The organism is Alteromonas sp. ALT199 (genome assembly GCF_018619335.1).
GTDB lineage: Bacteria > Pseudomonadota > Gammaproteobacteria > Enterobacterales > Alteromonadaceae > Alteromonas.
Map to the genome: position 1 here is coordinate 1 of NZ_JAHHDX010000120.1, position 13237 is coordinate 13237.

10 protein-coding genes are annotated in these 13237 nt (G+C 43.7%); 3 read left to right on the forward strand and 7 right to left on the reverse strand.

Annotation, left to right across the window (positions count from 1 at the left end; genetic code table 11):
* Nucleotides 1–211: 211 nt before the first annotated feature.
* From KL866_RS13075 to KL866_RS13090, 4 genes are all read right to left on the reverse strand, one after another.
* A complete protein-coding gene (locus tag KL866_RS13075; RefSeq protein ID WP_214995361.1) occupies nt 212–3256 on the reverse strand; it encodes an efflux RND transporter permease subunit in 3045 nt (1014 codons plus the stop codon).
* A gap of 3 nt (nt 3257–3259) precedes the next feature.
* Nucleotides 3260–4393: an efflux RND transporter periplasmic adaptor subunit gene (locus tag KL866_RS13080; protein WP_025254821.1), complete on the reverse strand. Its 1134-nt coding sequence runs from the start codon at nt 4391–4393 to the stop codon at nt 3260–3262.
* A 264-nt stretch (nt 4394–4657) separates the two neighbouring features.
* Nucleotides 4658–6595 (reverse strand): monovalent cation:proton antiporter-2 (CPA2) family protein, encoded by a 1938-nt coding sequence (locus tag KL866_RS13085; RefSeq protein WP_025254822.1) that lies wholly within the window; start codon nt 6593–6595, stop codon nt 4658–4660.
* A 1-nt stretch (nt 6596) separates the two neighbouring features.
* Nucleotides 6597–7247 (reverse strand): NAD(P)H-dependent oxidoreductase, encoded by a 651-nt coding sequence (locus KL866_RS13090; RefSeq protein ID WP_025254823.1) that lies wholly within the window; start codon nt 7245–7247, stop codon nt 6597–6599.
* Between the two features lie 291 nt (nt 7248–7538).
* Between KL866_RS13090 and KL866_RS13095 the strand changes: the two genes are divergently transcribed.
* A complete protein-coding gene (locus tag KL866_RS13095; RefSeq protein WP_025254824.1) occupies nt 7539–8033 on the forward strand; it encodes an acyloxyacyl hydrolase in 495 nt (164 codons plus the stop codon).
* 144 nt (nt 8034–8177) lie between these two features.
* Here KL866_RS13095 and KL866_RS13100 read toward each other — a convergent pair whose 3' ends face one another.
* The gene (locus KL866_RS13100; protein ID WP_029661370.1) at nt 8178–10475 is read right to left on the reverse strand and encodes a xanthine dehydrogenase family protein molybdopterin-binding subunit; all 2298 of its coding nucleotides are present in this window, start codon (nt 10473–10475) and stop codon (nt 8178–8180) included.
* Nucleotides 10472–10963, reverse strand: coding sequence for a (2Fe-2S)-binding protein (locus tag KL866_RS13105; protein WP_025254826.1), 492 nt, complete (start codon nt 10961–10963; stop codon nt 10472–10474). Before KL866_RS13105 ends, KL866_RS13100 begins: the two co-directional genes overlap by 4 nt.
* Nucleotides 10964–11248: 285 nt before the next feature.
* Here KL866_RS13105 and KL866_RS13110 point away from each other — a divergent pair, with 285 nt between their 5' ends.
* The gene (locus KL866_RS13110) at nt 11249–11608 is read left to right on the forward strand and encodes a helix-turn-helix domain-containing protein (protein ID WP_025254827.1); all 360 of its coding nucleotides are present in this window, start codon (nt 11249–11251) and stop codon (nt 11606–11608) included.
* Between the two features lie 127 nt (nt 11609–11735).
* On the opposite strand, the gene KL866_RS13115 is transcribed toward KL866_RS13110, so the two are convergent.
* On the reverse strand, nt 11736–12011 hold the full coding sequence (locus KL866_RS13115) for a putative quinol monooxygenase (RefSeq protein WP_025254828.1): 276 nt from the start codon (nt 12009–12011) through the stop codon (nt 11736–11738).
* A 302-nt stretch (nt 12012–12313) separates the two neighbouring features.
* Between KL866_RS13115 and KL866_RS13120 the strand changes: the two genes are divergently transcribed.
* Nucleotides 12314–13237, forward strand: a 924-nt coding sequence (locus tag KL866_RS13120; protein ID WP_214995363.1) for a GGDEF domain-containing protein, incomplete at its 3' end; no start/stop codon positions are given.

Sequence of the window (13237 nt, forward strand, 5' to 3'; positions counted from 1 at the left end):
AAACTATACAGTGTAGTTTACATATAATATATTAAAGTATTAAAAAGTAAACTTGATGGTGTAATTTTGTTGAGGAGAAAGGTTGGAGTAAAGTTAAAACAAAAAGCCAGCATCAGAAAATGCTTCCTGTTGCTGGCTTTTTAGGTTGTCAAAGTGGCGCCGTTTTAGCGCTAAAATTTACGATCTATTAAACAGTTTGAAAGTGTTCGTATTATTCAGATTTAATTCCATGGAATGTACAGTGCAGCACGGGCAAAATAAACAGTGTAAGTATCGTCGCCACTGTTAAGCCAAATACAATCACTACTGCCATCGATGCAAAGAAGGCATCAGAAAATAGCGGGATCATACCCAAAATTGTTGTAATGGCTGCCATCGAGACAGGGCGTACACGGGATACGGACGCGGCAATTACTGCGTCGAAAGCGCCGCCATTTCCTTTCGCCTGTACGTTTATCTCTTCCATTAACACGATACCGTTTTTAAGTACCATACCTATAAGGCTTAAGCTGCCAAGTAGCGCCATAAAAGTGAATGGGGCACCGACAAGTACCAAACCTCCGATAATGCCAATGGTGGTAAGGGGAATAACGCCCCAAATTGCCAACGCTTGACGAAATTTACCAAACAGTAATACCGTAATAATAAACATACCTAAAATACCCAAAGGCATACTAGCAAATAGCGCGCTTTGCGCGTCCGTTGAAGTTTCGTATTCACCACCCCATTCAATACGATATCCATCTGGCAGTTCGAGCTCGTCTACCAATGGGCGAACTTTGGCTTGCACACTAGCGGCGGTTTCCCCAGAAAGTGGAAGTGGTTCAGCATAGACAGCTAACATGCGCACTCTGTCTCGGCGTTTTATAATGGGATTGTCCAAAGACACATCAACATTGCTTATAACGTCAGCCATGCTTATATATTTACCTTGCTCCTGACTCCACACGTTAAGTGATGCAAGGTTGTCAATATCATAGCGCTGGTTTGGGTCGTTACGCATTACAATAGGAATTAAATCGCTGCCTTCGCGGTATAGGCCCACTGTTTCACCTTCATTGTTTAATAAGAAGGCAGTATGAACCGCGTCACGGGTTACACCAATGCGTCTAGCTTGCTCTTCTAAAAAGACAGGCTCAATAAATGGTACTTTATTACTCCAAGATAAACGCACGCTATCCATGGTTTTTTCTTGTAGAAATATGGTTTCAACATCACTACTTATCTCACGCAAAACCTCAGGCTCTGGTCCATAGATCCTAGCTTCTATGGCTGCTTTCGCAGAAGGGCCTACCTGAAGTGCTTGCACTTTATATTGCACATTTGGGAAAGTTTCGCGTAGTAACTCAATAATTTCTCGCATTCTGGCATCTCGAGACTCTACTGTATTGGTTTCTACAATAAGTTGTCCGTAGCTGGCATAGCGGTCTTCAGGCGAATAAGTTAGCGTAAGACGCTGCGCACCGCCCCCTATCACGCTAGTGATGTTGGCGATATCTGGCATATCCATCACTTTCTCTTCTAGGTTGCGAATAGACTGCTCGGTAGTAAGAATGTCGCTTCCTTCTGGCAAACGTAAATCAACAAAGAAAAGAGGGGTAGATGAGTTAGGAAAAAAAGCGTTTTTCACGAATTGGCTCGATGCAACGCTACCTACCAAAGCAATTATTACAAGCGTTATAGTAATGTATCTATAATTAATAGCAGCAGTAAGTAATCGCTTATAAACGGTAAAAATAATACCTTTGTAGGGGTCGTCATCATCACCAGAACCGCGTTCTTTTTCGGTATTAAATAACAAGTCAAAAAAGAAGGGCGTTATAGTAAGAGCAGTGATCCAGCTTAAAAACAATGAGAAACACAATACCCAAAACAGTGAGCCCACAAACTCACCAGTGGCATCAGGCGAAAGCCCAATAGGTGCAAATGCTGTAATAGCGATAACGGTAGCGCCTAGTAGTGGTAAACCATTTTGAGACACCACATCTTTCGCAGCCTGAAGTTTAGTTTGGCCTTTTTTTACGCCAACTAACATACCCTCGGTAACTACAATGGCGTTGTCGACCAACATACCTAACGCAATAATAAGCGCGCCTAAGGATATTTTTTGAAGTTCAATACCTTTTATCGACATTAAAATAAAGGTGCCAAGAATAGTAAGAACAAGAATAAGCCCCATCAGCACGCCGCTGCGCCAGCCCATAAATAGCAGCAGTACGAAAATAACGATGGCCACCGCTTCAACAAGATTGATGAGGAAGCCGGTAACAGAATCGTCGACTACTGTAGGCTGGTTGTATACCGTATTGAGACTCATACCTAGGGGCATGCGCTTTTCTAGCTCCGCAATTTTACTTTCAAGCCGGTTACCCACATCCACTACATTTACCGCCGACGCGAAAGACACACCGATGGAAAGCGCAGGGGTACCAGAACTGTGATACAAAATAGATGGGGTGTCGTTAAACGTGCGCTCAATATTTGCAATGTCGGTTAAGCGAATAAGGCCGCTTGCGGGTGAACCAATAACAACTTGACCTAATGCTTCTAAATTATCAAACTCTCCGGTGGGTTGAATAGAAAGGCGTTTACCCTGAACTTTAATTGAACCGGCGTTACCTACCACATTTTGCGCGGTTAAGAGGCCAGCAATAGAGTCAGCAGAAACGTTAAGCGTTTTCATCTTATCATGGTCTAAAGACACGATAATTTGCTCGGAAACGGTGCCTGCAATGTTTACCTTTTTAACGCCTTCTACAAGCTGAATTTCTCGCTGCATTAAGTCAGCAAAATCTTCTAACTGTTTTAATGAATAGTCTTCGCTTTGTAAGGTCATTAAAAGCCCGTACACATCGCCAAAGTCATCATTAACTATCGATGTACCGGTTCCAGGTGGCAGTGAAGCTTGGGCGTCACCAACTTTACGGCGTAAATTGTCCCAGTATTGCTCTAAATCCTTAGCTTGAACGCTGCTCTTTAATTCAACGGTAATTTGCGATAGCCCTACCATGTTCACAGAACTAATGCGCTTCACATTGGGTATACGCTGAATAGCTTTCTCAAGCTGAAGCGTAACCTCTTCTTCAACTTGTTCGGGCGTAGCCCCCGGGTATTGCGTCATCACTAGAGCACTTCTAATCGTAAACTCAGGAAACTCTAGCTGACCAAGGCCTAAGAAAGACACAATGCCACCAACACCTAAAATAATGGCGACCATCCAGCTTATTACTTTTTGGCGAAAAAAATACTCGACCATAGCTTACAGGCCTCCTTCTTTCGTCCACTCTGTAACAGCTTGCCCTTCTTTTACTAAATGAGCCCCTGCGGCAACAATTTTGTCATCGTCGTTGAGCGGCCCTTCAATTAAAAGACCGTTAGAGATACCTCGAGTTATCATTACCTCTACCGCCTCTACAGAGCCTTTCTTCGCGTCTTCGTTACTAGGTTTAAAGCGCCATACAATTGCTTTATCTGGCTCTGTATTGTCAGTAACCACAGCGCCAAAGGGCACTAACCAAAGTTTCGCATCAGACTCAATAAGCTTGGTCATATCAAGTAACACTGTTGCGCTCATACCAGATAGTACATTGATGTCGTCGGGTTCTGGCAGGGTAATCGTCACTTCATAGCTAAGTTCGCCTTGTCGCGTGGTACTTTCATGGTCTTTATACATGGCCGCGTAACGCTTCTCTGGCATACCAGAAAAGGTAACCCACGCCATTTCTGACTTACGGTTTTCACGGGCTCGAGAGCGATCAATCATGCGCATTTTTTGTTCTGGTAGCTGAAACGTTACGTCAATAGCGCCGGGCATATGAAGCTCGGCAATGGTTTGCTGTGGCACAATTACTTGATAGTTTTCAACAGGTACAGATGCAATAAGCCCCGCGAAAGGTGCACGAAGCTCGGTATAACTAAGCTGGTCTTGCGCGTTAGTAAGGCTAGCTTTGGCGGCCAGAAAATTGGCTTTTGCCTCATCAAAGGTTGAGCGGCTTACTGCGCCTTTTTCAACCGACGCTTCCATGCGTTCAAACATGGCCGAAGTCACGTCAAACTGCGATTGGGCAGTGGCTAACTGTGCTTTTGCGTCCCTATCGTCTAGTCGAGCGATAAGCTGGTTTTCTTTAACTTCTTCGCCTGCTTTCACTGTAAGCTCTTGAAGCTTGCCACCAATACGAAATGAAAGGTTAGAATACTCAGCCGCTTCTACTTGCCCTGGGAACTTAGCAATGGTCTCGTCTGAATGCTGTACTTTATAAAGCGTTACCGGTGTTGATGAAACAGCTTTCGGTGGAGTGGGGGGGTCTTCACACGCACTTAATCCAGCAATTGCAGTAAATAAAAACACAGCGCGCATGGCTACACTGTGAAAGAGACTTTTTTCGAACAACATGGTAACTCTCCATTTCAATAGACCACTATTCTTCCCATTTGGAAAATGGGTTATCTGTATCGTGCGCATGCCCACCTTTCTTTACGAAAGGGAGATGAAAGAACTAATATACGCCAACTTTGATAGACATAAAGGTTATAGCGTTATTTGCCTTTTTCGATCATATATTTATTAACAGTTAAAAGTACAAGCCGGGGATTGGTTATCACCATTTTCGAAGTAAAGTGCGAATTAATGATAGAAAAACACCTCGTTAAACGCTGATTACGAACTAGGTTTACTGGGCCTCTCATCCGGCGCGAGTTTTTCAGCATACCCCTTTGGAGGTGGCGTCCAGCCGCGCATCTTCGAGTGTTTATCATGTAAATCTGTTTTCAGAGCATTAGCAATTAGCGTTTCTAGTTCACTGAAGAGCTTCAGATAGTTGTTGTCTATCCGCTCGCCACTAGCATCATCCACCCACGCGTGATACAGAACATCGTTCTGCTGAGACTCAATATTTTTGTAAGCCATCTTTTGTCGCTCAACTAGGAAGGGGTGAATATTAAGTGAGCGTAACGCCTCAGCACCCATTTCAAGCGCACTGTGGTACGTTTCTGATACTACAAGGTCTGCACCCAACTGACGCAAGCGATAACTATGCCCGCGGTCATAGGCTCGAGCAAGTACTTTAACATTGGGAAAGGCGTGCTTGGCGTACTTCACCATTTCCGCGGCGGTCTCTCTATCGTCTATGGCAATAACCAATAAAGATGCTTCGTGTGCTCCTGCGGTATGCAAAATGTCGGGCTTAGATGCATCGCCAAAATAAGCTTTATTGCCGAAGCGCCTGAAAAGATCTATTTGCTCGGAACGGATATCTAGCACAACGGTTTTAACGTCGTTGGCTACTAAGAGGCGATTGATAATCTGCCCAAAACGACCAATACCGGCAATCACTACTGTGCCTTTCTCGTCAATGACATCTTCATCACGCTGTGATTTTGCATTTTTGTAGCGAGGAATTATTGCTTTGTCAAAAAGAATGAAAAGCCCTGGCGTTAAGAACATGGAAATGGCCACAACGAGAGAAAGTATAGAAATAATGTCGCCGGGCAATACGTAATTTTGCGAGGCAAAACTTAGCAGTACAAAGCCAAACTCTCCTGCTTGTGCAAGACTAAGTGTGAACAGCCACTTATTCGTGCCTTTTATTTTAAAGATTAATGCAATGATAAACAGCACAATAGCTTTAACCAGCATAACGGCAACGGTTAGCCCTGCAATTAACATCGGGTTTTCAGAAAGCACAGAAAAGTTAATGCCTGCGCCTACCGTGATAAAAAAGAGACCCAGCAATAAACCTTTGAACGGTTCGATATTGGCTTCGAGTTCATGCCTGAATTCACTGTTTGCCAAAACCACGCCCGCTAAGAATGCGCCAAGAGCAGGAGAAAGCCCTACAAGCCCCATTAAAGCCGCAATCCCAATAATCAGCATAAGTGCAGTTGCAGTAAATATTTCCCGTAAACCCGATGCGGCTACGAACTTAAATAAAGGACGGCTTAAATAATGCCCACCAATGGTAACAAAAGCGATCGAGCAAATAATTACTAGGCCAGACGCCCAAGGAGCAAGCCCTTCAACTAGGTTGAAACTATCATGTGCCCCTGTATCACCACCCTGTGCGCTTCCAGCTGCAACCAGTTCAGGTATGGCAAGAAGGGGAATAAGCGCTAGCATAGGAATAACGGCGATATCTTGAAACAACAATACAGAGAACGCGCTTTTCCCCCCTTCAGTTTTCTGAAGACCTTTTTCTTGCAGCGTTTGCAAAACAATAGCTGTTGAAGATAGTGCGAAAATAAGACCTATGGTAAGGGCGATGCCAAAAGGCTGTTCAAATAACAAGGCTGCACCTGTTATGAAGGCTGTGGTCAGCAATAGCTGAAGGCCGCCAAGTCCCATAAGTTTTGATTTCATCGCCCAAAGTGAGCGAGGCTCGAGTTCTAGTCCAACCAAAAACAGCATCATTACTACACCGAATTCAGCGAAATGTTGAATGGCGACAGTCTCATCACCGACAAGACCGAATATGGGACCAATAACTAGCCCCGCTATTAAATAGCCCAACACGGAACCCAATCCGAGGCGCTTTGCAATTGGAACCGCGATCACAGCCGCAATCAGATAGATAAATGCATATAAGAAATAGCCAGTCACGTTAATCTCCTTTTGAAGAACAAAGGTCTGCGAGATTCTCGATTTGCTTGGCTTTTTCCAGATCGAGGGTGTTTGTGGTTAGCTTATTTAGCAAGGTTTTCCATTTGCCTCTATGTTCAGCCAAACGGTGTTCTTCTTGTGCAGTACGAGAGCCAAAAATCGCGAAAGGCGCAACGTACTTCATATGGGTGATCTGCGCCATTTGCTCCAGAGGCTGTAACAATTGTCTGATGGTATAATGATTAAAGCCCTCAGTTTGATAGGCTTCTTCTTTACCGCCTGCACTTATCGCGCAAAGAAACAATTTACCTTTAAGCGCGGTGCCTTCATGGCCATAGGCAAATCCATACTCTAGCACCAAATCTTGCCATTCTTTTAGGATTGAAGGCGTTGAATACCAGTAAAGTGGGAACAGGAAAACAACAACATCGTGATCGATTAAACGCTGCTGCTCTCGCTCAATGTCAATATTGAAGTCGGGGTATTCTGCATATAAGTCAACCGCGGTGACGTGCCTATTCATCTTCGCTTCATGAAAAAGCGGTACGTTTACTTCAGAGTGTGTTTGTGCAGGGTGGGCAAACAAAACCAGTACCTTTTTACTGTTCTTGGTACTCTCAATAGCATGTTTAATGGAGTTTTCGTCTGTCATACATCTCTACTCAGTTTTACAGCCAATGTTTCTGAAGCTATTTAGGTCTTGTTGCTGTTAAGCGCTCACCAAAGTTCAGCAGTCACCTATCTAATCGTTTGTGCAATAATTACGTTTAGAGCAAATCGTAATGTCTGTTTCCGCAAAGTTATAAGGTAACTAATATTTAGTAGGTTGAAAAAAGTAACCTAATTACCATTATGAACTCACAAATGGAAATACCTTCGAAGACGACTTCGAAAAAAGCTTAGACGGAACGCTACTTTTAATTTTGCTTAAAACAGTATAAACATGAAAACACCAGTAAAAACACTCGCACTTGCATTATCTTTACTTTCACCCTTTGCATCGCTTTCCACCTATGCTCTACCTCAAGGTACAGAACTCAAAGCTGGGGCCGCGGTTTGGAATCTGTTTGATGACGCAGACCGTTACGCATTGCATGTGGCCTATGTTCACAAACCGCTTGAATCATTTTACGGAGTTCGACCAACAGTTCTCTTGGTAAACGCAGATCAAGGTCAACACTATTTCGCTGCGGGATTGGCAAAAGACGTCTACAAATACAATGACTTTTCCCTACGTGTTGCTTTTCATGCCGGTATTGTCGATGAGTCTGAAAATCTAGGCGATACCATTGAGTTTTACTCATCGCTTTCTGGTTTATACAACATTTCTGAAACCTTTTCGCTAGAGGCTGAAGTTGGTCATATTTCTAACGGTGGGCTAGGGGATACTAACCCGGGGTCAGAGTCGTTCGTATTAAGTGCTCACTATCTTTTTTAGCAACAAGCTTTAGTGCCCTATTAGGTTAAATAAGCCCTTCCTTCAATATAAAACAACCCGCAACAGTGCGGGTTGTTTTTTACTTTGCTCATTTATTCCATACTTAGTATCAGCGTTCTAGTATTAATACTAAATAGCTAGACCCTACGCGTTCAGCGCCTCTTTGAGGTCGCTTGATAACATGGGGAGATGTCGCAACCTTACGCCCACCGCATTATAAACCGCATTACCTACTGCTGGTGCTACGCCAATAACCCCTGGCTCGCCTAGTCCCACTGGAAATTCATTACTTTCAATGAACTCAATGTCCATATCAGGGACATCACTCATTCTAAGCGGTTGGTAAGTGGTTAAGTTTTTCTTTGCCACGTAGCCGTCTTTAATTTCATTATGTTCGAATAATGCAAGGCTAGTACCCCACAGCAAAGACCCTTCCATTTGTGCCATAGCGCCATCTGGATGAACGACAATTCCCGCATCAGCCACTACCCATAATTTTTTGAGTGTGATCTTACCGCTACTTTTATCTACATGAACATGCGCGGCAGTAGCAAGCCATGCAGGCATGGTGCGTTCTTGGCCTGCAGTTACACTAAACCCAATACCTTCGTTCTCACCTAGCGCAACATTAGCCGTCTTGTCTTTAAGTTTTTTCAGGGTGTGAGCAAGGCGAGTTGCTCCGCCAACGCTTTCCGGGGCTTTACCTGCTTGTTTGCCTTTGCCGTCTAGCATAGACAGTCTAAAGTCTACGGGGTTTTGGTTCACTTTATGGGCTACTTCGTCGATAAAGCTTTCAAGCCCCCAGACTATCCATCCTTGTCCTACAGAGCGAAGCCATCCTGGAGTAAAGGTTTCTTGCGCGACTTTGTTGTTTATCACTCGGGCGCGGTGATGTTGCATGGTATACCAATGATCTGCACCGGAGGCAGAAAACGGATCGAATTTGCCTTTACCATCAACACCGTCGGGCATAAACCCTGGAGCCATTGCCAATGTTGGCCAGCCGGCAGCAAGTGCGTGCTCCATCCCTGTGAAATTACCAGCGTCGTCGAAATAGGCGTTAAATAATGATGTCGACGCTGAACGAGGTTGGTCAAACATGGCATCGTCTGGGCGCATGAAAAGCATTTTTACTGGCTGCTCGGCTGCTTTTGCGGTCAGCAATGTTGGAATTATCCAGTCGCCAAATAAACGACGGCCAAAACCTCCACCAAGATAATATTGATGAATAACAACGTCGGAATCAGGCACTTCTGCGGCTTTTGCTACTGCAGGCAGTGTAAGTCCTTGCCACTGGTTACCCGTATGAATATGCCATTTTTCATCTTTAAACTCAGCAATCGCGTTTACTGGTTCAAGTTGAAAGTGGCTAGCTGTTGCAGTGGTATACGTGGCCTCGATTGATTCAGCTGCCTGCTTTCCAGCATTCTCGATATTCCCCTCATCGACAAACAGCGTACCTTCACTTCTGTCACGGCAGATTCGTTCCCCCTCTTTTTGAATGTCAGCTTCGCTCACATTTCCTGTTTTACCCGCGTTATAGCTGACCTTCACCTTATCGATAGCTTTGATTGCCGTCGGATAGTCAGAAGCGAGTACCGCAACCCATCCTTCAACGGTACCTGATGGGTCGCTGAGAATTTTGTACCCTTTGTAACCAGGCAATGATTTTGCTTGGCTGTCATCCACCTTAGTGACTTTACTGCCATAACGAGTAGGCGGGAGTATGGGGCGAGCGTACAGCATGTTGTCTACTTCAACATCAATGCCGTAAACCGCTGTACCATCTGTTTTTGGAGGTATATCGAGTGCTTTATATTGGTTACCCAAGCCGATAAGGTGTTTCTTCTTTCCAGGCTTAATCGGTAAGCTCTCTAATTCGTCAGCCGTATAAATCTTATCTATATTGCCGTTCGCAACAATATCGCCGTAGCTGATTTTCTTACTGCCCGATACTACGAAGCCCGCGTTAGCTTCACAATCTGATACTGGTACGCCTAATAATTTAGCACCGGCACCAAGTAGTACTTGGCGACCTGCAGCCCCTGCTTGCGACATAGGTTTGTAGGTTTGGAAAACAGACCATGAACCGCCTGTCACCATGTAACCCCATTTAGGGTCGGTATCAACGTGCACAATGGACACCTTATCCCACTCACACTCTAGTTCGTCCGCTAAAATACGCGCTAAGGCAGTGCCCACATGCTGCCCCATTTCAGCTTTAGCAATTTTCACTGTCACGTGGCCTTGCGTATCCATTTCAAACCAGACGTTAGGTGAAAAGGTTTTATTTGCAATGGCTTCTTTAGCTGATAACACGGATGGAATTGCCGAGGCACCAAACGCCATGATAAGTGACGTTTTCAAAGAACCCGCCATAAATGAGCGACGAGACAAGTTTATAGTGTCTTTTTTCTCTTTAGATAGGTCTTTAATGCTCATGCGTTTTCACCTTCTGATGAAGCCTTAGGATCGTAATGCTGCACGGTAGAAGTTGCGGCGCGCTTGATCGCCTTTTTTATTCTTGTGTAAGCCATACAACGGCAATAATTGCCATTCATGTGATTAACGATGTCTTGATCACTAGGAGTAGGGTTGTTGTTCAGTAATGTCGCCGCCTGCATAATTTGACCAGACTGGCAGTAACCACACTGTGGCACTTGTTCCTCAACCCAAGCTGATTGCAAAGGATGCTCACCGTTTAAACTTTCAATTGTATTGACCTTCTTTCCGTTAACGAGAGAGACAGGGTATGAGCATGAACGAATAGCATTGCCATCGATATGTACGGTACATACGCCGCACATGGCCACGCCACATCCGAATTTAGTACCTTTTAAGCCAAATTCATCGCGAATCACCCAAACAAGGGGCGTATCTGAGGCAGCATCCGTCTGCACTGTTTTTCCATTCAATGTAAATTCAATCATGGTAATCATCACCGTGAAGTTAGAGTCTAAATGCTCTCGCCAAGGTAAGTCTTGGTTTGAACGGTCTGTTTTGCCTGTATTTTTTGCCCAACATTATTGTATATCGGTATTAGTCTTATGCTTTGGGCGTTAGTACTTTGTGAACCTTTTATTTATAAAGTAGACTAATTGACAAGAGGTATACGACTGTCAGCCAAAATGCTTTATGTGGTATAGTTTAGTTACCTTGTTTAACTAAGCAATTAGTTTACTTTTGGTTACTAGGTGCTTTTTTAAAGGACATGAATGAAAACTGAAATAAAAACAGATGCTAAGGGTAGAAAAACCGTTTTAAATACGTGTACGGAACCGTGCGCGATTGAGCGTGGTATGCGCTTGATAGGCGGGAAGTGGACAGGCTCTATTATTTATCATCTAAAAGATGAACCTGTTAGGTTTAACGACTTGTGCAGAATGCTAGGCGGTGCCAGTCGTAAAATGGTCGATCAACGCCTTAAAGAGCTCGAAAACAACGGTATGGTTATACGCAATGTTATCGACTCTCGCCCTATTGCCGTTGCTTATAGCTTGACGGATTTCGGGCGCTCAGCGTTAGATATTCTAGAACAATTGAGAGTATGGTCAGAAAGCCATACGAACGATTAACTCGTTGAGCGAAAGTGTAGAATGATGAAGGCGGCGAACGTTATCGTTCACCGTTTTCTAAAAAGCTGTACTCAAAATTTCTGCACGCAAAACTACCAGCGTTAAAAATAACCAGAACTTGCCAAAGCTAGATAGAAACTAGCGGTAATCTTATTACTTTCTCAACAAGGTCACCTGCTTTTTCCTGAAAGCTTTTAAAGTGTGCAGTGGCTTCATGATCATCAAGCATAGCTTGAGACTCCCACTTTTCCGTAATTACAAATACACTTTCTTCGCATGAATGTAGGTCATACATCACGGCCCCTGTTTCTTCGCGACTTGCTTTAACTAAAGGCGTTAATGCGTCTAGCAGGGCTTCCTGCTTATTAGGCTGAGAAAAGATAACGACTGAGAATTCGATCATAATGCTGTCCTAACGATAAAACACTAAACATAAATAAGTTAAAAATTCAGTGTTAGCATTTAAAGCTAATTAGCTACTTTTATAAGGTGAAAGACTTCTGTTTTGTTTGATACTTGAATAACCGCTTGAATATACACTTCTCTAACCGCTATCTAAGCCTTTTTCTTAGTTATAGTCATTAGCTAATAAAAAAAACTGATCTATACTAAAACTATACTAAAGTATAAAGCGTACCTAATGTGAACTAGGTACTACTTTTTTCTGAGGCGACGGAATGCAATTACCTGGCGGGGCGATGCCCTATGTTTGAAGAAACTTTTTACTCTTGTCCAGTAGGGCTTGCGCATGTCAGTGTGGATGGAAGTTTCATCCGAGTGAACAAACCACTGTGTGATTTCTTAGGGTATTCAGATGAACAACTCACCAAGCTTACCTTTCAAGAATTAACAGCACCAGACTATCTAGATGAAGACCTGAATTATATAGAAAGTCTATTAAAGGGTGATATTAATAGCTACACGCTTGAGAAGCGCTACCTTCGGCGTGATGGTCAGCAGGTTTGGGCCAGGCTTACCGTTTCATTGGTTAAAGACGGGCGGGGTAACCCAAGTTACTTTATTTCCGTCGTAGAAGACATTGACGAAAAAAAGCGCATCCAATCTGAGCTTTTTCAAGCCGATGCCCTATTTAGTAAAATTGTTAGTGCGTTCTCAGATAGAACCTTTATCTGGGTTGCGACCCCTGATTTAAAAAAATTGCACTACGTTAATGATGGATATGCAAATATTTTTGGTCGCAATGAATATGAGCTTTATTGTAATACTATTGGGTTTATCGATCATGTGCACGAAGATGATAAAGCGCGTGTTTTAAAAGTGTTCAGTCAGCGTCCTTTGCAAAATTGGGATATTCAATATCGTATTTATGATGCAAAAGGCGACGTGAAGTACCTTCACGACCGAGGCAGTTTGATCTATGACGACCGCGAGATGCAGTCGCTTATTTTAGGAACGGCCGACGATATAACGAGAGAGAAAACACAGCAGCAAGCTTTGATGAGCGCTGTTACTAAATTAGAGCACCTCTCGAAAACCGATTCGCTTACCGGGCTTGCCAATAGAAGGGAGATTTTTAGTCAGTTAAGTGATGAAATTTCTCGTATGAGCCGTGGCCAACAATCGTCTACCCTTATTTATATTGACCTAAATAAATTTAAAGAAATTAAT

Coding starts and splice junctions, on each gene's coding strand:
- KL866_RS13075 (WP_214995361.1), bottom strand. CDS start 3,256: ATGGTCGAGTATTTTTTTCGCCAAAAAGTAATAAGCTGGATGGTCGCC.
- KL866_RS13080 (WP_025254821.1), bottom strand. CDS start 4,393: ATGTTGTTCGAAAAAAGTCTCTTTCACAGTGTAGCCATGCGCGCTGTG.
- KL866_RS13090 (WP_025254823.1), bottom strand. CDS start 7,247: ATGACAGACGAAAACTCCATTAAACATGCTATTGAGAGTACCAAGAAC.
- KL866_RS13095 (WP_025254824.1), top strand. CDS start 7,539: ATGAAAACACCAGTAAAAACACTCGCACTTGCATTATCTTTACTTTCA.
- KL866_RS13100 (WP_029661370.1), bottom strand. CDS start 10,475: ATGAGCATTAAAGACCTATCTAAAGAGAAAAAAGACACTATAAACTTG.
- KL866_RS13105 (WP_025254826.1), bottom strand. CDS start 10,963: ATGATTGAATTTACATTGAATGGAAAAACAGTGCAGACGGATGCTGCC.
- KL866_RS13110 (WP_025254827.1), top strand. CDS start 11,249: ATGAAAACTGAAATAAAAACAGATGCTAAGGGTAGAAAAACCGTTTTA.
- KL866_RS13115 (WP_025254828.1), bottom strand. CDS start 12,011: ATGATCGAATTCTCAGTCGTTATCTTTTCTCAGCCTAATAAGCAGGAA.